Annotated in this window: 12 protein-coding genes; 7 read left to right on the top strand and 5 right to left on the bottom strand. The window is 71.2% G+C overall.

The genetic code is table 11. The annotated features are described in order from the left end of the window. Positions 1-39 precede the first annotated feature (39 nt). The 3 genes from OG978_RS25070 to OG978_RS25080 are packed head-to-tail and all read right to left on the bottom strand — an operon-like array spanning position 40 to position 12,004. Complete coding sequence (locus OG978_RS25070; protein WP_326767347.1) at positions 40-7,308, bottom strand: MupA/Atu3671 family FMN-dependent luciferase-like monooxygenase; 7,269 nt, start codon at positions 7,306-7,308, stop codon at positions 40-42. Continuing rightward, on the bottom strand, positions 7,305-10,751 hold the full coding sequence (locus tag OG978_RS25075) for a type I polyketide synthase (RefSeq protein WP_326767349.1): 3,447 nt from the start codon (positions 10,749-10,751) through the stop codon (positions 7,305-7,307). The genes OG978_RS25070 and OG978_RS25075 overlap by 4 nt, the downstream gene beginning before the upstream one ends. After that, complete coding sequence (locus OG978_RS25080; RefSeq protein ID WP_326767350.1) at positions 10,751-12,004, bottom strand: MFS transporter; 1,254 nt, start codon at positions 12,002-12,004, stop codon at positions 10,751-10,753. The genes OG978_RS25075 and OG978_RS25080 overlap by 1 nt, the downstream gene beginning before the upstream one ends. A gap of 788 nt (positions 12,005-12,792) precedes the next feature. On the opposite strand from OG978_RS25080, the gene OG978_RS25085 reads away from it, so the two are divergent. Continuing rightward, positions 12,793-13,545, top strand: a complete 753-nt coding sequence (locus OG978_RS25085) for an RNA polymerase sigma factor (protein ID WP_326767351.1) — start codon at positions 12,793-12,795, stop codon at positions 13,543-13,545. After that, entirely contained in the window at positions 13,545-14,648 is a 1,104-nt protein-coding gene (locus OG978_RS25090; protein WP_326767352.1) for a hypothetical protein, read from the top strand. The genes OG978_RS25085 and OG978_RS25090 overlap by 1 nt, the downstream gene beginning before the upstream one ends. A gap of 209 nt (positions 14,649-14,857) precedes the next feature. Here OG978_RS25090 and OG978_RS25095 read toward each other — a convergent pair whose 3' ends face one another. After that, positions 14,858-15,772, bottom strand: a complete 915-nt coding sequence (locus tag OG978_RS25095) for a L,D-transpeptidase family protein (RefSeq protein ID WP_326767353.1) — start codon at positions 15,770-15,772, stop codon at positions 14,858-14,860. A gap of 230 nt (positions 15,773-16,002) precedes the next feature. Between OG978_RS25095 and OG978_RS25100 the strand changes: the two genes are divergently transcribed. The 3 genes from OG978_RS25100 to leuE all read left to right on the top strand — a co-directional run bounded on the left by OG978_RS25100 (position 16,003) and on the right by leuE (position 19,010). Next, positions 16,003-17,583, top strand: a complete 1,581-nt coding sequence (locus OG978_RS25100) for an acyl-CoA mutase large subunit family protein (RefSeq protein WP_326767354.1) — start codon at positions 16,003-16,005, stop codon at positions 17,581-17,583. Between the two features lie 89 nt (positions 17,584-17,672). Beyond that, positions 17,673-18,284: a Uma2 family endonuclease gene (locus OG978_RS25105; RefSeq protein WP_326767355.1), complete on the top strand. Its 612-nt coding sequence runs from the start codon at positions 17,673-17,675 to the stop codon at positions 18,282-18,284. Positions 18,285-18,344: 60 nt separating this feature from the next. After that, positions 18,345-19,010 (top strand): leucine efflux protein LeuE, encoded by a 666-nt coding sequence (gene leuE / locus OG978_RS25110; RefSeq protein WP_326767356.1) that lies wholly within the window; start codon positions 18,345-18,347, stop codon positions 19,008-19,010. Here the strand turns inward: leuE and OG978_RS25115 are convergent. Then, a complete protein-coding gene (locus tag OG978_RS25115; protein WP_442817847.1) occupies positions 18,997-19,215 on the bottom strand; it encodes an aromatic-ring hydroxylase C-terminal domain-containing protein in 219 nt (72 codons plus the stop codon). The two genes, leuE and OG978_RS25115, sit on opposite strands and share 14 nt — an antisense overlap. A 283-nt stretch (positions 19,216-19,498) precedes the next feature. On the opposite strand from OG978_RS25115, the gene OG978_RS25120 reads away from it, so the two are divergent. Then, positions 19,499-21,013, top strand: coding sequence for a hypothetical protein (locus OG978_RS25120; RefSeq protein WP_326767357.1), 1,515 nt, complete (start codon positions 19,499-19,501; stop codon positions 21,011-21,013). Next, complete coding sequence (locus OG978_RS25125; protein ID WP_326767358.1) at positions 21,010-23,361, top strand: glycosyltransferase; 2,352 nt, start codon at positions 21,010-21,012, stop codon at positions 23,359-23,361. The genes OG978_RS25120 and OG978_RS25125 overlap by 4 nt, the downstream gene beginning before the upstream one ends. Positions 23,362-23,394: the final 33 nt, after the last annotated feature.

Below are 23,394 nucleotides of genomic sequence, written 5' to 3' on the forward strand. Positions count from 1 at the left end.
CGTCCCCCACCCCCCCCGTCGTCCCGGGACACCCCGGGGTCAGTTCGTCCCGTCGGCGAGCGCCTCTTTGACCTCGTCCCGCAGCAGCCGCACGTACTCCCGTGTCCACGTCTCGACCGTTGCCCGGTCCCACAGGTCGGCCGAGTACTCCACGGCACCGCTCAGAACGTCCTCGGCCGGGGTCAGCACCATGATGAACTCCGACCGGGACGCGGCCGGGGCGATCTCCGCCACCGTGGTGGTGAGTCCCGGCAGTTCGATCCCGGTGTCCAGCGAACTCTCGTAGGCCAGGCCGATGGCCAGGCTGTCCGGAATGTCGACGCCCCTGCGCTCCCGCATCGCCGGCGCTACCCGGCGCGGCGGCATGGCGTGCTCCATGCCCAGGACCGTCGTACGGGTGACCCGGTCCGTCAGCGCCGCGAAGGAACCGGCGCGCGCGTCACGGACCCGCAGGGCGAACCCGGAGGCCGTGCAGCCCACCAGGGACTCGAACTCGCGGCTTTCCCGACCTGCGTAGGAGATGTTCATCACCACGTCCTCCTGCTCCGCCTTCGCCGCCAGCAGCCGGCCGAGCGCCGCCGCGGTCACCACGAAGGGCGTGGTCGCCCGCCGGACGGCCAGCCGTTCCACATCGGCCCGGATCTCGGCGGGCACGGTGAATTCGACGACTCCGCCCCGCCCGCTGAGTGTGTCGGGCCTCGGCCGGTCCAGCGGCAGATCCACCGTGAAGGGGGCGTCGGCGAGTTCCTCCAGCCAGTAGTCCGTGCGGCGCCCACCGGTCGCCGCCTCGTGAGTGACCTGCCAGTGCGCGTACTCCACCTGCTGTGGCGCTGCGGGTGACAGGCCGTGTCCGGTTCCGGTGACACCCGTACGGTAGAGCGCGGCGAGTTCCTTCAGCAGCGTGGTCAGGGCCCACCCGTCGCAGGTGCAGTGGTGCATCACGAGCAGCAGCACCCACTCCTCGGCGCCGGTGCGCAGCAGGCGGGTGGAGAGTACGTCCCCCTCGAAGAGGTCGAGCGGTGTCTCCGTCGCCTGCTCGGCGAGCCGTCGCACCTGGGCATGCCGTTCCGGCTCCGGCCGTGAGGTGAGGTCGTCGACGGGCAGGTCAAGGGGGCGGGATTCGAGCACTTCCTGTCGCCAGGAGCTGAGGCCCTCCCGTACCAGGCGGGTACGCAGCGCTTCATGACGTTCTGTCAGTTGCTGGAGCGCGGTGTGGAGCGATCCGGGGTCCAGCCGGCCGGAGAAGGTGATCCGCAGGGCGACGTTGAAGACCTGCGGCTTGGCGTGGCGGGAGTGCAGGGAGGCGAAGCGCGACTGCTGATGGCTGGCCGGGCCTCGGCGGACGACCTTTCTCGATCCGGCGCCGTGCACGAACTCCGTCATGGCGCGCAACGTGGGCTCCTGGTAGAGGCGCGAAAGCGGGTACTCGATGCCCCACGCCTCTCTGATCCGGTTGACCAGCCTCATCGCGGTGAGCGAATGTCCGCCCAGGTCGAAGAGAGGGACATCCGGATCGATGCCTGACGCGGTGAGGCCGAACTCGGCCGCCCAGAGATCACGGAGTCCGTTCTCCACTGCGGTGAGGGGTTCGGCCTCCGGCGACGGGCCGTCGGCCCGGCGGGCCCCCTCTCCGTCCGCCGGGTGGAAGGGATCGGCCGACGGGAGCTGCGTCCGGTCCAACTTGCCGTTACCGGTCAGCGGCAGTTCGGTGAGGACCCGCCAGGCGCGCGGCACCATGTACTCCGGCAGGTGGTGGTTCAGCTCTTCGGCCCACCGGTCCGTGCGGGACCGTTGCTCCGCCGTACTGTCGCAGCCGGGCTCGGTGGGTACCACATAGGCGGCCAGGAAGGCCTCGCCGTTCGCACGGCGCCGCCCGACGACGGCCGCCCGGCGGACACCGTCGAGACGGCCCAGCACCTGCGCCACCTCCTCCGGCTCGATCCGGAATCCGCGGATCTTCACCTGGTCGTCGGTACGGCCCACGAACACGAGTCGCCCGTCCGCCGTCCAGCGGACCAGATCACCCGTGCGGTAGTAGCGGGCCTCCGCCCCGGCCTCCGGGTCGGCCGCGAACCGCTCCTCGGTGAGGTCCGGCCGGTGCAGATAGCCCGCGGCCACCCCCGGACCACCCACGAAGAGCTCCCCCACCGCGCCGATGGGCACCGGCTTGTCCGACGCGTCCACCACGCGCAGGGTTACGTTGTCGGCCGGACGCCCGATCGCGATCACGTCCGCTCCCTCGTCCGGGACAGGCCCGTCGGCCCCGGGCGAGACCGTATCGACGACGCACAGCACGGTCGTCTCCGTCGGGCCGTAGATGTTCAGCGTCTCGTAGGGTGCCTCGGGCCCGGGGCGGCTCCGCAGCGCCTCGCCGCCCAGCAGCAGATGGCGCAGCGGGGGCTGATCGGCCACCGGCAGGCGCAGCACCTGTTCGCCCAGGGCCGTCGGCAGGACGCTGAAGGCGATGCCCTGGTCCGCGTACCACCGGGCCAGGGCGAGCGGATCGCGCCGGATCGGCTCACCGGCCACGACGATCGTGCCGCCCGCCGTCAGCGCCGGCCAGATCTCCAGGAGGGAGGCGTCGAAGCTCTGGCTGCACACGACGGCACTCCGGTCGTCGCCGGTGAACGCGAAGCGTTCGTGGTGCCACTGGCAGAGGTCCACGAGGCCGCGGTGTGTGAGCACGACACCCTTGGGCGTGCCGGTACTGCCCGAGGTGTAGATGACGGAGCACGCGGAGAGGGGGGACGAGCCCCCGGTGCCGCTTGCCGGCCGGGTGCCTGACCCGGGGTCTCCTGTCGGGGCGGCGTCCGGCGCGACGACGGTCACCGATCCGGGCAGCCGCAGGTCCTCCGATCCGTCCGCGCCGCTGATCACCGTGCGGGCGCCGCTCTCGGCGATCACCTGCGTGGCGCGGACGGCACCGAGCGACGGGTCGAGCGGCACATACGCGCAACCGGCCCGCAGCACGGCGAGCAGCGCCACGACGAGCTCCGCGGAGCGTGGCAGCCACACCGCCACCAAGGATTCCTGGTCACCGTCCGCCCGGTGTTCCGCGAGCACGGCGGCGAGCCGGCCGGCGCGCTCGTCCAGCTCCCGGTAGGTCAGTACGGCGTCCTCGCTCACCACCGCGGTCCGCGCGGGGTGCTCTGCCGCCTGCCGGGCGATCCAGTCGTGCACGGTGGTGTCCGCGACCGGCCGGACCGGGCCGCGTTCCCAGCTCTCCGGCACCTCGTCACCCTCGACCGCCGTACGCGCGAGCAGGGACAGCGGTGTGCCGGGCTTGCCGACGGCGGCGGCCAGAAGGTCGCGGAAGACCGTGAAGAACATGTCGATGGTGCTCGGCTCGAACAGCTCCGCGTTGTACTCCAGATGACAGCGAACGCCCTCCGGCCGGTCGGTGAAGTAGACCGTCAGGTCGGTCAGCGCTTTGTCGGGGCCCGCGTCCAGTGCGACTGCCTCGATGCCGGGGAGGTCGAGGCGGAACGGCTCCGCCGACTGGAACTCGGCGCACACCTGGAACACCGGCGTGCGGTCCGTCCTGCGTGGCGGAGCGAGCACGCGCACCACCTTCTCGAACGGTGTCCCCGCGTGGTCGTAGGCGTCGAGTGCGACGGTACGCACCCGGTCCAGCAGCGTCGCGAACCCGGGATCGCCGGCGAGGTCGACCCGCAGAGCGAGGGTGTTGACGAAGAAGCCGATCAGCTCCTCGGCCCGCTGCGGCCGGTCCGAGACCGGGATGCCGATGACGATGTCCTCCTGCCCCGTGACCCGTTGCAGCATCGCCGCCCAGCCGGCCACCAGGGTCATGAACAGGGTGGCGCGGTGGCCGCGGCTCAGCTGCCTGACCTGTTCGGACAGGCCGGGGTCGAGGGAGCGGAAGACGGCGCGGCCTTCGGAGGTCATCTCCGCCGGCCGGGGGCGGTCGGTGGGCAGTTCGAGGACCGGCAGGTCACCGCCGAGCACGCGCAGCCAGTGGGCCAGGTCCTGCGCGGTGTCGGGGCCGTCCGCCGCCGCGCGCTGTTCCCGTGCGTGCCGGGCGTAGCTCCAGGTCAGTGCGGGCAGACCGGCCTTTGTGCCGTCGCGCTCCGCCCGGTAGAAGGCGGAGAGGTCCCGGCACAGGACGGTCGCCGAGGCCGCGTCGACCACGATGTGGTGGAAGGACAGGACCAGCACGTGCTCGTCGACTGCGGTACGCACGACCCTGCTGACGAACAGCGGGCCGTTCTCCAGGTCGAAGCGGCGGGCGCTCTCCGTCGCCAGTGCCTCCTGTACGGCGGCCTCGGCCCGAAGTGTGCCGTCCACCACGTCGAAGTCGGGCTCGGCGGCCTCCCGCACCAGCTGGACCGCCGAATCGCCGGCCTGCCGGAAGACGGTGCGCAGCCCTTCGTGGCGGGCGACGAGCCGACGCAGCGCGGTGTGCAGCGCCTCGGTGTCGAGCGCACCGCGCAGGCGGATCGCCTTCACCTCGTTGTAAGCGGTGCGTCCCGGGAGCAGGCGTTCCAGGAACCAGATCCGCTCCTGGCCCGGGGACAAGGGCGCACCCGGGTCGGGTGTCCGTCGCTCCCGGTGCCGGCGGCGGAGGGCGTCCAGCCGGGGGAGACCGGCGCGCAGTTGGTCCGCGGAGACGCCGAAGTCGACCAGCGCGACGATCTCGTCCGCGCCCGCGTCGACCACCGCCTCGACCACGGGCAGGACGGTGTCCACATCGCCGATCAGGGCCCGTTGGTCGCAGTAGCGGCCGTAGGCGCGCCGGAAGACCACGTCCAGGTCGTCCTCGCTGAGCGATCTCAGGTCGGTGGTGACACCGAGACTGTTGGTGACGCCGCTGAACAGGGACAGGGAGGCCTGCATGTAGCGGGCCATCGGCGCGAAGGCCTCGGCCCGGGCGGTCTCGTGGTCCTCGGAGAGGTAGGTGTGCAGCAGGACGGCGACCCGCCCGGCGTCCGGGTCGAGGCCGTGCCGCGCCCGGGCCCGGCGGTAGCGGGCGATGTTGTCCCTGAGCTGGTCGATGTCCTGGGTCATCAGGTTGGTCACGATGCCCAGGTCGTGCGCGGCGGCGCGTTCGTACGACTCCGGGTTGGCGACCACCGCCGTGTAGAGCGGCGGCATCGTCTGGACGGGGCGCGGGAAGAGCCGGATCTCCCGTTCGCCGTCCCCGGTGGTGCGGCGCAGTGTCTCGCCCCGCCAGAGGCTCCGGACCTGTTCCAGCCGGTCGTACATCTCCTGCTTGTGCGGCCCGAAGCGCTCGGGGAAGAAGACGAAGTCGTTGGCGTTCCATCCGCTCGCGACACCGAGGCCGATGCGTCCGCCGGAGAGGTTGTCCGCCATGGACCACTCCTCCGCCACCCGGATCGGGTCGTGCAGCGGGAGCACGACCGAGCCGGCGTTGAGGCGGATGCGCCGGGTCTCCCGGGACAGCGCTGCGGCCAGGACGGCGGGGTTCGGGAAGAGGCCGCCGAACGAGTTGAAGTGCCGTTCGGGCATCCACAGCGCCTCGAACCCGTGGCGGTCGGCGAACCGGGCCGCCTCCATGAGCAGTTCGTAGCGGCCCTCCTTCGGGCCGGGTCCGTCGTCCGGGTAGTCGCCGAAGAAGTAGAGGCTGAAGTCCGCGCGGCGCGGCGTCGTGAGCGCCGCGGAATCCGGGGCGGCTACGGGAACGGGGGGCGCGTCGGTCACCGCTTCGACCACGGCTTCGGCCATCGGGACCGGGAGGGCAGCCGCCGGTGTGACGGCTGCCTGGCCGGGAGCGGGCCTCCGGGTCCGGGAAGGGGCTTTGCCGGTGCGGAAGAAGCCGGCCTTCCGCAGGTCCCTCAGCGACCCCCGCACGGCGTCGGCCACGTGCTCGATGTCGCCGTCGGTGTGAGCCGTGGAGAGGAAGAAGTTGCGCCACTCCCATACATGCACGCCCCGCAGCATCAGGTGGTAGTAGAGGAGCTCCATGTCGGCGCGGTGCTCGAAGCGGAACTGGGAGCCGAACCAGCCCATCCGCAGGGGGAATTCCTCGGCCTCGAAGAAGTCGTTGAGCCCGGTGGCCAGTTCGGTCGTCCGGGCGTTGAGCCGTTCCTGCAGGTGCGGACTGTGTTCCTTCAGATGGGTGAGTACGGCGTGCGCCGCGGTCATCGACACGGGATGCTGCAGGTAGGTGCCGCCGAAGAAGGTGGTGTCGGCGGTCGGACCGCTGTCGTCCCCGTAGGTCCAGTAGCCGCCGTCGATCCCGTCCATGATGTCGGAGCGGCCGGCGACCGCGCCGATGGGGAATCCGCCGCCGAGGAGCTTGCCGTAGGTGGCGAGATCCGGGGTGACGCCGTAGAGCTCCTGCGCGCCACGGAGAGCGGGACGGAATCCGGTCAGCATCTCGTCGAACATCAACACGATGCCGTGACGGGCGGTCAGTTCGCGCAGCCTGCGGACGAACGCGGCCGGCTGGAGCGAGGGATGCCTGCTCTGCACCGGTTCGACGACGACCACCGCGATCCGCGCCGCGTCCCGTTCGATCGTGCGAAGGGCCTCCTCGCTGCCGTATTCGAGGACGGTCAGCTCGGAGACGGCACTGTGCGGGATGCCCCGGGAGACGGGCACGGTCCCCTCCTGAACACCGTGGCCGGCCGGCCGGCCCAGCACCTGGTCGGCATGACCGTGGTAGGAGCCCTGGAAGGTGACGATCCGGTCGCGGCCGGTGGCGGCACGGGCGAGACGGATCGCCGCGGCGTTGGCCTCCGTACCGGAGTTGGCGAAGGCCACCCGTTCCATCCCGGTCAGTTCGCACAGCAGCTCGGCGGCCCCGCCCGTCTCGACACTGCGGGGGCCGAGCCGGATGCCTCGGGAGAGGTGTTCGCGTACGGCTTCCCGGACGAAGCCGGGCTCGTGGCCGAAGAGGAGCACCCCGAAGCCCATGGTGATGTCGGTATAGCTGTTGCCGTCGATGTCCTCGATCCGTGCGCCGTCCGCGCGACGGGCCGCCACGGGATAGAGCATCTCCTTGGTCGACCTGCGGAATCCGACGACCGCTCTGCTGTCGGCGAGTCTGCGACGGTGGCGCTGAGCGAGTTGTCCGGAGGTCGCTGTCCGTGCCGTGTACCGGCGTACGAGGTCGTCGAGATGCTCTTGCTGAGTGCGGGGTGAGGTGGAGTGGACCATGCCGGCATCGGGGGCGATCACCACGCGCGGTCCGTGTGCCTGAGGCTGTTGTGTACTGCCGGCCATGGCTCGCCCGGCGTCGATCTGTTCGGTGATGCGCTGTGCGAGTCCGGCCATGGCGGCAAGGTCCCGGTCCAGGTTGGCCGTGAGGCTCTCCTGCTCGTTCACCGGACCACCTCGTCGTTCGGCAGGGTCGCCGTCGCGTTGCTCTGGAGTGCGAGCAACTGGGAGAGCTGGGTGAGCATCTGGAGCTGGATCTGTGACAGCTGCTGGACCCGTTGGGCAAGCTCCAGCAGCTCCTGCCGGGTGACGAAACCGGTGTCCGCGACGGCGTGTGGGACAGGCGGTGCCCCGCCGGTCGACGCGGTGTGGACAGGCGGTACGCCGGGGGAGGGTGGTGTGGTGCGCTGCGAGGGTATCGGCGTGTGGGCGAACGGCTGAGGAGCGCGGGCGGCCGGCTGCTGGGTGGCCGGTGTCAAGGGACCGGCGGAGGGGGGCTCCGCCGCGTACGGCTGTGGGATGGACGGCTGCGCGGTGGCCGCCGGCGGACCGAAGGGCGGTGCGGCGGGCAGCTCTTCGGTCGCCGGTCCGGTGGTGGCGGGTGCGGTGGCCGGCAGGGGGTCGGTCCCGGGCTGTCGGGGCAGCCGCGCGGCGACGAGTTCGGCGAGAAGCCGGGGCGTTCCTGTCTCGTCGAACAGCTCTCGCATCGTGATTCTGACGTGGTGCTCCTGTTCGATCTCCCGGAGTACATTGATCATGAGGAGCGAGTCCGCACCGAGATCGAAGAACGGGGTGTCGGCCGGGACCGAGGTGAGGTCCTCTCCGAAGGCTCCGGAGAGCACACCGAGGATGCTGTCCAGTAGGCGCCCGGTCTCCGTCGCTTCTGACGTCATGGTGCGTTCCTCTCTCGCCGGGGAAATGGGTCCGCGGGGTCCGGGTGGGGCCCCGACCCAGTGGTGTCGGTGCTGGAAGCGGTAGCCGGGCAGCGGGACGCGCCGCCCTCCGGTGCCGGCCAGGAACGTCTCCCAGCGGACATCCGCTCCCGCGCAGTGCAGAGCCGCTGCAGCGCCGAAGAGTGCCGTGAGTCCGGTGTCCCGGTGCAGGGAGGGAGTCGCCCGCACCACGGGCAGGGAGCGGCGGGCCAGGCTACTGAGTGTGGTGTGCGGCCCGATCTCCAGGAGCACGTCGGGCCGTTCACCTGCGACGGCACGCAGCGACGCGTCGTAGCGCACCGGCTCGCGGGCATGGCGGACCAGATGCTCCGGGTCCGGCATCCAGCCGGGCTCACGGGTCCGGCCGTCGAGACAGCTGATGAAGCGGGTCCGTATCGGTGTGAAGGGGGTCTTCGCCAGTACCGCTGCGAACGCGTCGAGCATCGGCTCCGTAGCAGCGGTGTGGAAGGCCCGGTCCACCGCGAGGCGTTCGTACGGGGTTCCCCGGTCATCGAGCACGGCGCACATCCGGTCCACGTCCGCGACCGGACCGGCCAGCACCTGGGAGCGTTCCCCGTTGGTCACGGCGAGCTCCAGGCCGGGTTGCGAGGCGGCGAGCTCCGCGGCGGACTCCCGCTCCAGTGCTACCGCCACCATGGCGCCCGGCACGCAGTGATCCCGCATCAGACGGCCCCGATGCGTGCTGAGTTCCAGGCCGTCCGCGAGCGACAGCGCCCCGGCCGCGAAGAGCGCCGCGTACTCACCGACGCTGTGGCCCGTCACGGCCCAGGGGCTGATGCCCGACTCGTCCCACAGCCGGACCAGGGCGCACTGCAGGGCGAACAGGGCCGGCTGCGCGGTCGCGGTCGACCAGACGGCCTCCGGTGCGCCCGCCCCCTTGGTGAGGAGTCCGGCCAGCATCGGTTCACCGGTGAGACGGCGATGCCACGCCTCGCAGGCGTCGAGGACCTCACGCACGACGGGAAACCGTTCGTACAGGGCCGCCGCCGCTCCGGGGCGGAGGGAACCCTGGCCGGTGAACTGGAACACCACCCGGGTGGGCGCGTCCCCCGGCGGCACGGGGCCCGCGGCGGTCGCGAGCGGTGCGGGGCCGGAGAGCCAGGCGTCGAGAGCATCGGCCAGCGCGGACGGTGTGCTTGCCCGGACCGCGATCCGGTGCCGGCCGTGCGAGCGCCCGAGGGCGGCGGTCGTGACGAGATCCGCCAAGGGCAGAGCGGTCCTCCTGCGGAGCACGTCGCGCAGGGACCGTACGTTGTCGGCGAGGGCTTCCCGGCTCGTCGCGGAGACCAGAAGCACGTCCGGCGGGGCCGCGGTGGCGGAACGCGGCCCGGGTTCGGGGGCTTCCTCGAGGATCAGGTGGACGTTGGTGCCGCCGATCCCGAGCGACGTGACACCCGCCCGCCGAGGGGTGCCGTTCTCGGGCCACTGCTGGAGGGCACGGGGTGCGTAGAACGGGCTGTCCTCCAGCCCGAGCAGCGGGTTGGGATCGCTGAAGCCCCCGATCGGCGGGATCACACCGTGTTTGAGTACCAGCAGGGCCTTGACGAGACCGGCCAGTCCGGACGCCACGTCGAGGTGCCCGATGTTGGTCTTGACGGCTCCGAGAGCGCAGTAGCCGGACCGGTCCGTGTCCTGCCGGTACGCCGCGCCTGCACCTTCCAGCTCGATGGGATCGCCCTTGAAGGTGCCGGTGCCATGGGTCTCCAGATAACCGATGGTGTCCGCCCCGACGCCCGCGTGGTCCAGCGCCCGGCGTACGGCTTCCTGCTGGCCCCGCGCACTGGGTGCCGCGAACGCCTGCTTGCCGGCACCGTCGTTGCAGATGCCCCAGCCACGGATGACGCCGTGCACGGTGTCGCCGTCCGCGAGCGCACGGGCCAGCCGCTTCAGTACGACGGCCACGACACCGGTGCCTCCGACGGTCCCGTTCGCGGCCGCGTCGAACGCCCGGAGCCGGCCGGTCCTGGAGAGGATCGAGCCCTTGACATAGTGGTAGCCGAGGACCTGCGGGACATGGATCGCGCTGGCGCCGGCCAGCGCGATGTCGCATTCGTCCAGCAGCAGGGACTGGGCGGCCAGGTGCACACCCACCAGCGAACTGGAGCAGGCCGTCTGTACGTTGACGGCGGGGCCGGTGAGACCGAGCCGGTAGGCGACCCGGGTCGCGTTGAAGTCGGTGTAGTTGCCCACCAGGACCTGCATGCCGGCCAGCCAGTCGGCGATGTCCTCGTTCGGCAGGACGTTGTTGAGCAGATAGGACTGCATGTTGTACAGGTGGTAGCCGGTGCTGGCATAGACCCCGATCCGCTTTCCGTCCCGCTCGTCGGGGTAGCCGGCGTTCTCCAGGGCGTGCTGCGCGCACTCCAGGAACAGGCGGTGCTGGGGGTCGGTCAGGCGGGCCTCGCGGGCGCTCATCCCGAAGTGCCGGGCATCGAACCCGGTGATGTCGTCCAGGACGGCCGAGGCGCCGATGAAGTCGTCGCGCCGGTACAGCTCCTCGGGGACGCCCGCGGCCTTCAGCTCGTCCTTCGTGAAGCGGGTGAAGCGGTCCTCGCCGTTGCGGATGATGCGCCACAGGTCCTCCGGCGTGTCGGCCCCTGGCAGCCGGCAGGACATCCCGACCACGGCGATGCGCGGGTCCTGCCCGCCACCGCCCATCAGCCGCGCCCTTCGCGCAAGGTGTCGCTGCCGGGCTGTCGCACCTGGTCGGGCCCGGCCGGGGAACGGCGCAGCACGAGCAGCGTCAGCAGGGCGAGGCACAGGACGATGGCGAGGCCGTGCAGGGAGGCGACCACCTGGAACGGGGACAAGGACTCCAGCAGCGATCCGCTGATCAGCATCCCCAGTCCGAACCCGGCGTTCTCGGCCGAGGCGGAGAGCCCGAAGAGGCGTCCGCGCTGCTCGTCGGGGACCACCTGGAGCCGTGACACGTAAACGACTTCGGTGACTCCGTCCGCCGCTCCGGCGACGAGCGCCGTGGCGAGCGTCGGTACGGTGGGCAGCCCGCTGAACACGACGATGAACGCTCCTGACATGACGCAGGCGCCGACCGCGAAGGCCCGCTCGCCCAAGGTGTGCCCGGCCCGGCGGGTGTGCCGGGCCAGCACCTGCTGGGCGATGATGGTGCCGACCGCCCACGTGGCCCAGAACTGGCTGATGAAGGTGGCCGGATGATCGGGGTCCAGCAGGCTGGAGTAGACGGGCAGCGCGACGTTGTGCGAGGAGGATCCCAGCCCGTCGACGGCCCGCACGGCGATCATCGCCATCAGCACCGGCGCGCCGGCCCAGAGCAACCGGACGGAACGGTGACCGGCGCCCGGCGTGCCGTCCTCGGCGCCCTTGGGCCCCTCGGACCGGGCCCTCGTACGGATCGGCAGCATCAGTAGTACCGACGCGGAGACCAGGAACGTGACCGCGTCCAGGACGAACGCCGCCGTGTACCCGAGCTGCGCCACCACCACACCCGCCGAGGCGAAGCCCGCGATCATGGCGAGGGAACGGCCGGTGACCAGCTGACCGTTGGCGCGGGTCCGGTTCTCGGCCCCCACGATCTCCGGGATGCTGCTGCGCAGAGCGACCTGCGAGAGCGTCGAGCAGCCCCCGGTGACCACGGCCAGGCAGTACAGCAAGGAGATCCGGCCGGCCTCCGGGGCCAGGAGTAGCGCCAGGAGTGCCAGCGCCTGGCCGAGGTCGGCGCCGACGATCAGGCGTTTGCGGTCGTACGCCGAGACGAGGCGCCCGCTCACGAACCCCGCCCCCACGCTCGTCCCCAGCCGTACCGCCATGAAGAGCCCTGCGGCCAGGGCGCTCCCGGTGACGTCGTAGACGAAGACGTTCAGCGCGACCATGTTCAGATAACTGCCGTACGCAGAAACGCCGTTACCGAGAACGAGCAGCCGGAAATGCTTCATGCACACCCTTTCGGAACCACGAGGGGAGTAGGCGCCGATCGCCCGCCGCCCCAGCCTCATGTGCTGGACCGGTCTCCCAACACCCCATCCCCCTTGCGGAGTTCACTGGGTCGCCCATGTACCTGCCAATCCCGTCAAGCCTTGCCCGCCTGTCACAGGCTTCACACCAGGCCGCTGACATTTCCGGGCTCCGATCGATCCGTGGACGTACGGGGGATCACGGCAGCGGGGCCGGCGACGTGCACGCCACGGGTGTCCCGACCGGTTCCGCATCCACGACCGGCGGCACAGCGAGGTCACAAACGACCTGGAGGCGGGTGAGAACCCGGTGGAAGCGAGTGCCGACGTCCGGCATCACTCCCCGGGCCATGTGATGTCCCCATGCGGAAAACGGCGAGTCGAGGGGGCTCGCAAGCCGGCTTCGGGGGCGGCGCAGCGCGTCGGGTCGGCGAAGCTCGGATGGACCGGCTGGCGCGTTGGTCACGCGGCTGGTCACGCGAGTGGTCTGCTCACGTCAAAAGTGCAAGTCAGGGGGAAAGAGGACGACCGGGGCCGCCACCCCCCACAGGAGAGGCCCCGGTCGTCTTCCGCGGGGCCGTAGGACGACCCCGTACTCCTCTCAGCGCCGTCGCTGCGTTTTCTGTCACACCGCACCGTGTCCGAGGAATGTTGCGGGTTGTACAAGACGTGGACGTGACCCCCGCCGAGGACGTAGCGTGCTGAGTCGCGCAGGGTGGCGCGGCAGTGATGACCAGCTGCGATTCGGGACAGCAGGGCAGGATGAGGGAGTGCTGGGGGACGACGCGGAGCTCACTGCCGCGGTACTCGCGGCACAGGACGGGGACGAGGACGCCTTCCGTACTGTGTACCGCGCTGTGCAGCCGCGGCTGCTGGGCTACATAAGGACGCTGGTGGGAGAGCCGGACGCCGAGGACGTGGCGTCCGAGTCCTGGCTGCAGATAGCGCGCGACCTCGACCGGTTCAGCGGCGACGCCGACCGCTTCCGCGGCTGGGCGGCGCGCATAGCCCGTAACCGTGCGCTGGACCATCTGCGGATGCGCGGCAGGCGCCCCGCGATCGGCGGCGACGAGTCCGAACTGTCCGAGAGACCGGCCGAGTCCGACACCGCCGGCGAGGCGATGGAGGCCCTGGCCACCGGCCGCACGATGTCGCTCATCGCCCAGCTGCCGCAGGACCAGGCCGAGGCCGTGGTGCTGCGGGTGGTCGTGGGTCTGGACGCGAAGAGCGCCGCGCAGACGCTGGGCAAGCGTCCGGGGGCGGTACGCACCGCGGCGCACCGGGGCCTGAAGCGGCTGGCCGAGCTGTTGCGTACGGACGGCGACGACGGTGGTGACGGCGACGCGGGCGTCGACACGGACGGTGTTCCCGCAGGAGATCCGGCGGATCCGTCCGCCCCGAACCGGAGCGCGGGCCGGACGGCGGAACTCGACGCGGTGCCCGCCCAGCGCCCTGCCCGCAACGGTCTGGCGGCGCCGGCCGGTGTGACGCATTCGCGTCCGTGGACGCAGAAGGACATGTGATGGCCGACGAGCAGTACGAATGGCTTGACGAGGACGCCGCTGAGAGATTGCTCCGCGGCGAACCGGTCGATCCCGTCGGCGGTCAGTCGTGTACGGACGCCGAGAGGCTCGTGGCCGCGCTGGACGCCGCCGCACGGGCCGCCCGCCCGGCCGCCGGTGAACTGCCCGGCGAGGCCGCGGCGCTCGCCGCCTTCCGCACCGCCACCCGCTCCGCGCGTACGGGGACACGGGCGAAGGCGCAGCTGAGGGGTGCCGCGGAGAAGGCGGACGGGCCGGCCGACGCCGAGGTGCTCGAACCGGTACGCATCGGGGCCGCCTCCGGCGGCTCCGTCCCGTACGCCTCCGTCCCGTCCGCGGTCTCCGGCCGTGCCCGCCCCTCGCGCTGGAGCCGGCCGGTCCGCTTCGGCCTGGTCGCCTCCCTCGCGGGCTGTGCGCTCGGCGGGGTGGCCGTGGCGGCGGGCACCGGAATGTTTCCCGGACCGTTCGGCGGGCACGCCCCCCTGCCGGCGACCTCCGTCTCGGCCGCGGCGACGCCCGAAGAGCTCGGTTCGGGGATCACCGAGGAGCAGACCCCGCAGCCACCGTCGTCCGCCTCCCCGAGGACGGGCGCCGCCACGCCCCCCGCGGATCCTTCCCCGCCGGCCGGTGACCCGGACCCCGGCCGATCCGGCGGGGCGAAGGAGAATGAAGGCGGCGACGACCGGAAGCCGGGCAGTGCCGCGACCGGTTCCCCGGGCACCACCCAGGACGGCACGCGGCCCGGGAGCTCCGGGAACGACGGCTCCGGCGAGTGGTACGCCAAGGCGCTCAAGGCCTGCCGCGAGTACCGCGACGGCTCCCTGGACGAGAAGCGCAGGCGCAAGCTCGAAGCGCTGGCGAAGGGTGCCCGCAACCTGGACCGGTTCTGCGACCGCGTGATCGAAGGATCCGAGAACGGCCAGAGCGACCAGGGTGACGACGACGGACAGAGCGACGACGGTTCGAACTGGAGCAGCGGCAGCGGCTCGGACTCCGGCAGGTCCTCGTCGGCCCGGTTCGCCGACGGTGTGCGGCTGCCCTCGACCCCGGTCTCCCTGACGCCTTCGGCCCGGACCTCCGGCTGAGCGGAGCCGTACGCGACAGGCTTTTTCGAGCCGTCCACCACCAGGTGTGACGTTTTTCGAGGCCGCGGCGCAGTACAGAGTGAGCCGACTGGTCATCGGCAGCGCAACGAGCCGGGGTTCCCCCCGTACCTACGGCTCAGCGCATATGGCGCGGGCGGGACACGTTCCCCCGGTCCCGTCCGCGCCCCTTCTTCTCCTCCGGACGCGACCTATCCGTGGACCACGACCTTGTCGCCGTTCTTCACCTGGGCGAAGAGCGAGGCGATCTTTCCCTCGTCCCGGACGTTGACGCAGCCGTGCGAGGCACCGTTGTAGCCGCGGGCCGCGAAGTCCGCCGAGTAGTGCACCGCCTGGCCGCCGCTGAAGAACATCGCGTACGGCATGGCCGTGTGATAGATCGTCGACACGTGGTGGCGGGACTTCCAGTAGACGGAGAAGGTGCCCTCACGCGTCGGCGTGTACTGGGAGCCGAAGCGGACGTCCATCGACGACACGACATGGCCGTCGATCATCCAGGACAGCGTCCGGCTGTTCTTGCTGATGCAGAGGACCCGGCCGGTCATGCAGCGCTTGTCCGGCTTGGCGACCGTTCGGGTGGTCGGCGGATTCAGCTCGGCGGCCGTCGGCTCGTGCGTCATGCCGAGCAGCTTCTGCCAGGTGAGAGTGTCCGCCTTGCCGGTACGGGAGAGGCCGCGCTTGCCCTGGAAGGACTGGACCGCGGCGACCGTGACGGTGCCGTAGTAGCCGGTGGGGCTGCGGTCGAAGTGGCCGATCTGGCGTAGCCGGGCCTGGAGCTCCCGCACCTGCTTGCCCTGGGAGCCGCTCGCCATCAGCGTCCTGCCCTGCGGGTCCGGCTTCGGCGTGGGCGATGCGGTGGCCGTCGGCGACGACGCGGCGGGCGACGGTGGCCGGGAGGCGGGCTTGTTGTCGTCGGTGGCCGTGGCCCGCGGTGGTGCCGGCGGGGCCGCCGGTGCGCTGCCGGTGGCCTGCGCCTTGCAGCCGGCCGCCGTGGCGACGGTGAGGACGGCGAGCACCGCCGTGGCCCCCGCCCGACCTCGTTTCGCGGTCCGGGCCGTGCCCCGTATCCCGGTCCGCGTCGTGCTCCTGTTGGTGCTCTCCATCATCTCGGCCCCCTGTGTGTCCGGTGTCCCATTGGACGGATTCCCGCTCTGCCCGGTTGCCAAAGCCCGCGCATGATGGGGAGAGCGGCGACGAGGGCCGTGGGGGAGGGCTGTGAGCAAGGTCCCAGCCCCTGACTCTCCAACGGTCTCGCGCCCGCCGCTACAGTCCGTCGCGGGAATCGTGGTTACCAGCAAGTAGCTTTACTGAGCAGCTTCAGCGGGAGGCACAGCAGATGACGCGCGAGTCGGAGTCGGGACTGCCCATCGAACCGGTCTACGGGCCGGACGCACTCGACGGCTGGAACCCCGGCGAAAAGCTGGGAGAGCCGGGTGCCTACCCCTTCACGCGCGGTGTCTACCCCACGATGTATACCGGCCGGCCGTGGACGATGCGCCAGTACGCGGGTTTCGGTACGGCCACGGAATCCAACGCCCGCTACCAGCAGTTGATCGCCAACGGGACGACGGGCCTGTCCGTCGCCTTCGACCTGCCCACCCAGATGGGCCACGACTCGGACGCGCCGATCGCGTCCGGCGAGGTCGGCAAGGTCGGGGTCGCGATCGACTCGATCGACGACATGCGGGTCCTGTTCGACGGGATCCCGCTGGACAAGGTCTCCACGTCCATGACGATCAACGCCCCGGCGGCGCTGCTCCTGCTGCTGTACCAGCTGGTCGGCGAGGAGCAGGGGGTCCCGGCGGAGAAGCTCACCGGCACCATCCAGAACGATGTGCTCAAGGAGTACATCGCGCGCGGCACGTACATCTTCCCGCCGGGGCCCTCGCTGCGGCTGATCGCCGACATCTTCAAGTACTGCCGGGCCGAGATCCCGAAGTGGAACACCATCTCGATCTCCGGCTACCACATGGCCGAGGCCGGGGCCTCGCCCGCGCAGGAGATCGCGTTCACCCTCGCCGACGGCATCGAGTACGTCCGCACCGCCGTCGCGGCGGGCATGGACGTCGACGACTTCGCGCCCCGGCTCTCCTTCTTCTTCGTCGCCCGTACGACGATCCTCGAAGAGGTCGCCAAGTTCCGTGCGGCCCGCCGGATCTGGGCCCGGGTGATGAAGGAGGAGTTCGGCGCGGAGAACCCCAAGTCGCTGATGCTGCGCTTCCACACCCAGACCGCGGGCGTCCAGCTCACCGCCCAGCAGCCCGAGGTCAACCTGGTGCGCGTCGCCGTGCAGGGCCTGGCCGCGGTCCTCGGCGGCACGCAGTCGCTGCACACCAACTCCTTCGACGAGGCGATCGCCCTCCCCACCGACAAGTCCGCCCGCCTGGCCCTGCGCACCCAGCAGGTCCTGGCGTACGAGACGGACGTCACCGCGACCGTCGACCCGTTCGCCGGGTCGTACGTCGTCGAGAAGATGACCGACGACGTCGAAGCCGCGGCCGCGGCCCTGATGGCCAAGGTCGAGGACATGGGCGGCGCGGTCAGCGCGATCGAGCGCGGCTTCCAGAAGAGCGAGATCGAGCGCTCCGCGTACCGCATCGCCCTGGAGACCGACAGCGCGGAGCGCGTCGTGGTCGGCGTGAACCGCTTCCAGCTCGACGAGGAGGAGCCGTACGAGCCGCTCCGCGTCGATCCCGCGATCGAGGCCGCGCAGGCGGCCCGCCTGGCGAAGCTCCGCGCCGGACGCGACCAGGACGCGGTGGACACGGCGCTGGCCCGGCTGCGGAAGGCGGCCGAGGGCACGGACAACGTCCTGTACCCGATGAAGGACGCGCTCAGGGCGCGGGCGACGGTCGGCGAGGTGTGCGACGCGCTGCGCGAGGTGTGGGGGAGGTATGTGCCGTCGGACGCGTTCTGAGGGGGCGGGTACTCGCACGGGTGATCTCTCGCTGAATGTCCGCGACCGTGGATAAGCTCATGAACAGTGGTCCCCGAAAGGAGGATGCCGTGGCCGTAATACAGCACGAGGAGCAGGTGCACGTGCAGGAACAGCCGGAGCTGACGCTCGGCGAGGCAGCCGACCAGCTCGCACGCTCGCTGCCTGGGCATCGCGTGGAGATCCTCCAGGGGAGGCTCACTGTGACACCACCGGCGGACGGAACGCACGCTCTGGCGCTGTCCTGGCTCAGCGAGGAGTTCGGCGCCCGGGCGCGCAAGGTAGGGCTGAGGCTCGTCCAGGGCGTCGGGCTATGGCTGCCCACCGGCCCCGACGACTACGCGATTCCTGACCTGTCGGTCGTCGAGGCGGACTTCAGGGAGCATCACGCCATGAAGAACTGCTACGCCGCCCACGTCTTCCGCATGGTCGTGGAGGTGACCTCGACCAACTGGGCGGACGACCTCGGCCCCAAGGTCGAGGACTACGCCCAGGCGGGCATTCCGGTCTACGTGGTGGCCGACCGCAAGCACGACCAGGTGCTGCTCTGCACCGACCCCCGGGGTGGCGAGTACAAGAACAAGGCGCACCACAAGCGCGGGACCTCGTTCACCGTGCCGGACGTGGTCGGCGTCGAGATGGAGCTCTCCGTGGACCGCCTCCTCGACGGCGACGAGGACTGACCCCGCGCCATCCCGAACCCCCCGGACGGAGTGTCGTACCTGCGTGCGACACTCCGTTTCATGCTGGGTGTCACCGATCTTCCGACCTATCTCGCCGGCCTGGTGCTGATCGTCCTGCTGCCGGGACCGAATTCGCTGTACGTGCTCTCCGTCGCCGCCCGGCGCGGGGTGCGGACCGGGTATGTGGCGGCGGCCGGGGTGTGGACCGGGGACACCGTCCTGATGACGCTGTCCGCGCTCGGGGCCTCGTCGCTGCTGCAGACGACGCCGGTGCTCTTCGCCGTCGTCAAGTTCGCCGGTGCGGGCTATCTGACCTGGCTGGCGATCGGCATGTTGCGGGCCGGGGTGACCATGTGGCGCGAGCGGCACCGGCGGATGGCCGAGCTGACCGAGGAGAGCGCCGGGCCCGCGGCCGGGGCGGCGATGGAGCGGCCGTACCGGCGGGCGCTGGTGGTCAGCCTCTTCAACCCGAAGGCGATCCTGTTCCTGATCTCGTTCTTCGTGCAGTTCGTCGACCCCGGCTACGCCTATCCGGCGCTGTCCTTCCTGGTACTGGGAACCCTGCTGCAGATCGCCAGCTTCCTCTATCTGTCGATGCTGATATTCGGCGGCACCCGGCTGTCCGCCGCGTTCCGCCGCCGCAAGCGGCTGTCGGCGGGGGCCACTTCGGCGGCCGGTCTGCTCTTCCTCGGGTTCGCGGCGAAGCTCTCGCTCAGCAGCGTGTGACCGCGGTGACGCCCAGCGGGGCCAGGTACCGCGCCAGGCCCGAGGCGTCCTCGCCCGCCCAGCCGATGTAGCCGTCGGGGCGGACCAGGAACAGGCCCTTGCCGTACGCCTCGCAGGCGTCCGTGCGGTGCACGCGTACCTGGTCGCCGCCGTCGCCGTCGCCGTCGAACGCCGGGAGCCCGGTGCCCGTGCCGACCGCCAGCAGCGTGAAGTGCGGGCCCCGACGGGCTGCGGATGATCGTCGCGGGCATCGAGGCGCGGTACGGGGTGCGCTGACGGGCGCGCGTACCTGCGGGGTCGGTGCGCAGTTTCCGGTACGGACAGGGTGAGTTCATCCGGCGGCCGCTCAGGTTTCTTAGCGTGTCGCGGAACCGATCACGCACGCCGAGCATCCGCCCGTCGACCGGGCGGGGCTCCGTGCGCGTTCCGGTGACCGCACGCCCGGAAACGCCCCCTTCCCCCCACGGGCACCAGACGCTTGGAGCGCCATGAGAGAAGCCCGCACCCGTCGGCCACGGCAACGTGACGCGGCCCCGCCCGGGAGTGCCACGTCGCAGCTCGCCTCCGTCACCCCGACCGACGTGGACGTGTGCCTGCGGGCCTGTGCCGCGCACAGCACCAAGCTGGTGGCGGGGCTCGACCGGCGGCGTACGGCACTCGCGGAGGCGCTGCGGCACCTGCTGGCCGTGCACGCCGCGACGCAGCCCGCGGCACCCGCGACCGCCGCGCCCTCGATCCCGCTGATGAGGCGCGCCGGCAAGGCCCAGGCGGCCTCCGCGGCCCTCGCCGACGAGCTGCTCGACCCGCTGCTCATGGTCGGCAACAAGGCGCTGGACTGCGGCTACGAGGACGAGCTGAAGCTCGCGGTGCTCATCGGGGACACCGTGCTGACCCAGCGCAAGGGCTCGCGGGCCGGCTGGCGGCTGCGGGCCAGGACGCTGGAGGCGATGGGCGCGGAGGCCGCGGCCATCGAGGCGTACGAGCGCTACCTCTCGTTCACCGAGGACGACGGCTTCGGCGTCGCGGCCAAGGTCGTCGGGCTGCGGGCGGGCGCGCGGCTCCAGGACGAGCTGCTGCGGAGGCTGGAGCACGACTGCCCCGCCGCCGCCGAGTACGCCGCCCGGCCCGTCACCGAGTCCTGGGCCGAGGGCCTGGCCCTCCAGGCGCGCGGCGACTGGCACCGGGCGGAGCCCCGGCTGGTCGGCGCCCTGCTCGCCCAGGAGCGCACCGGAGCCCCGGTGACGGAGCTCCAGGAGGCCACCTCCCAGTACCTCGGACTGGCCATGGAGGAGGCCGGGACGGACCCCGGCGCCGTGGCCGGGCTCACCGAGATCGTCGGCCTCTACGCCGAACAGCGCAGAAGCCGGATGCGCGGCCCGGTCGAGGACCCCACCTTCGGTGGTGTCGAGTGGACCACGGTCGGCGAGTTCCGCAACCGGATAGCGGGCAAATCGATCTGCCTCATCGCCAACTCCCAGCGCGTCGGCAGCAGTTCGATGGGCGCCGAGATCGACGGCTACGACCTGGTCGTCCGCTTCAACTCGTACCGGATCGACCCGGCGGCGACCGGACGGCGCACCGACATCCACGCCACCATCCACAAGCACGGCTTCAACTGGGACCAGCAGGTGCACACCCGGCTGGTCTTCGGCGGGGTCTCCGGCGACTGGAAGCACTCCCTGCGCAACCGCCTCGTCCCGGGCGCCCAGCAGTACCTGGGCGACGAGTCGCTGCGCTGGCCGCTGCGCGACATCGGGCGCGTCGGCGCCGACGTCTGGCCGGCCATCCCCACCACCGGGTTCAACATGCTGTGGCTCCTCGACCACCTGGACGTCAGCAGCCGGCTCGACCTGATCGGCTTCGACTTCTACGAGAGCGGCGCCTACCGCCTGCCCGGCGCGATGCGGATGCCCATCACCTCCGTGCACGAGTACACCAGCGAAAAGGCGTGGGTCATGGAACGCGCCCAGAGCGTCACCGACATGAGGATCCGACTGCGATGACGACGACCGCCACGACCCCGTACACCACGGCCCTCCCCGAGTCGCCCGCGCCCGCGAACCCGCTCACCGGCAAGCGCCGGGTCGCCTTCGCGAGCTTCGTCGACGAGAACTACCTGCCCGGCTTCCTCGCCCTGCTGCGCAGCCTGGCCCTCTCCAACCCGAACGTCTGCGAGGACTTCCTCGTCCTGCACGACGGACTGCGCCCCGCCTCCGTCGCGCAGATCCGGGCCCTGCACCCGCGCGTCGACTTCCGCCGGGTCGACGCCGGGCACTACGACTCGTACGCCAAGGGCGACCAGGACAACTACCTGGTCCGCAAGGCCTACTTCATCCTCGACGTCTTCCGGGTCCGCGACTACGACACCGTGATCACCCTGGACACCGACATGGTCGTCCTCGGCGATCTCGGTGAACTGCTCGCACTGCGCGACGGACTGGCCGCCGTGCCGCAGTTCTTCTACGGGCAGCACAAGCTCAACAGCGGACTGCTGGTCATCCAGCGCGAGTTTCTGAGCGACGCGTTCTGCGCGAGGCTCGACGAGGTCGGCCGGGCAGGCACGTACGAGCTCGACAAGCACGACCAGGGCATCCTCAACGCCGTGCTCGACGGTGACTTCGTCCAGCTCGACGCCCGCTACAACTTCGTCAAGCGGCGGCTGAGCGGCGACCTCCCGGTCCCCGACTCCACCGCGATCCTGCACTTCACCGGGCGGCACAAGCCCTGGCAGGGCGGCGAGGCCGGCTACCGCGAGGCCGAGGCCCGCTGGCACGAATTCGAGCTGTCCGACGCCGAGTTCCACTCCGCGTACGTGGCGCTGCCCGGTGCCAAGCACCACGACCTGCTGGTCCACTACGGCACCCCGCACGTGCTGCGCACCGGGTCCGCGGAGGCCGCCCGCAAGGTGGCCGCCGCCCACATCTCGGCGGGCGAGTACCAGGAGGCGGCCGATCTGCTGGACCGGGTCCGGATACCCGTCGACGAGTCCTGGCCGCACGAGGTGCTCGGCCACGCCCTGATGAGCGTCTCCCGCTACGAGGAGGCCCGCGCCCGGCTCCTGCTCGCCACCGCGGCGCCCAACCGGGCCGCGACCGCCTTCGCCCGCCTCGCCCAGATCGCCTGGATCCATGGCGACGACGACGGGGCGGCCGAGTACGCCCTGAAGGGCCTCGCGGTCGACCCCACCCACCGCGCCAACCGGCTGATGTACAAGCGCACCACGGACCTGACCGCGCCCGTGGAGGGCCCCGCCCCGGGCCAGCTCGCCCATGTCGCCTTCTACATGGAGCGTCAGGGCAACGCCGGGGACAAGCTGCTGCCGGAGAGCGTACGGCTGGCCTTCGGCCGGGACACCGGACCGCAGCGGTGGCACTCGATCCACGCCCACCGGCTCTTCGACGAGGCCGCGCTGGAACGGGTCAACGAGCGCCGGGGCCTGGTCATCGGCGGCGGTGGCCTCTTCATCCCGGACACCGCGCCCAACGGCAACAGCGGCTGGCAGTGGAACGTCCCGGACGAACTGCTCGACCGGATCGACGTACCCGTCATGGTGTACGCGGTCGGCTTCAACGCCTTCGACGGCCAGGCGTACGGGCACGGTCGGGAGAGGTTCCTCTCCAGCCTGCGCAAGCTCGTCGAACGGGCCTCGTTCTTCGGGCTGCGCAACCACGGCTCCATCGAGAAGGTCCGGGAGCTGCTGCCCGCCTCGCTCCACGACAAGGTGCGCTTCCAGCCCTGCCCGACGACGGTCACCAGGCAGCTGGTGGACGGCTGGACGGACCCGGAGCGCCGCGAGGACACCGTGCTGATCAATGCCGCGTACGACCGTTCGGGGCTCCGCTTCGGGCACGACTACGGGCACTTCCTGGGCGAGATGGCGACCGCGGTGCGGGAGCTCGGCAAGCGGGCCGAGGTCCGGTGCGTCGCCCACTCGCTGGACGACGAGCGGGTCGCCTTCGACCTGCGGCGCGAGCACGGCATCGCACTGCCGGTGATCCCGATGTACGACTTCGGCAACGACGCGATCCGGGACACCTACGCCCGCACCAGGCTGGTCATCGGGATGCGCGGGCACGCGGGGATGATCCCGTTCGGCTGCGGTACGCCGATCATCAGCCTGATCTCGCACCCGAAGATGGCGTACTTCCTCTCCGACATCGACCGCCCGGAGTGGGGCATCTCGGTCCACGACCGGCACCTCGGGGCCCGGCTCGCCGAGCGGGCGGCCGGGCTGCTCGACGACCACGCGGCGACGGTCGCCGACGTGCACGGTCGGCAGCGGGAACTCTGGAAGGTCACCGAGGCCAACGCGGCGGACCTGAGGGTGATCCAGGGCGGCGTACCCGTCTGACCGGCGCCCGGAAGCGGGGCGGGGCCGGGTGCC

Source organism: Streptomyces sp. NBC_01591, assembly GCF_035918155.1.
GTDB lineage: Bacteria > Actinomycetota > Actinomycetes > Streptomycetales > Streptomycetaceae > Streptomyces.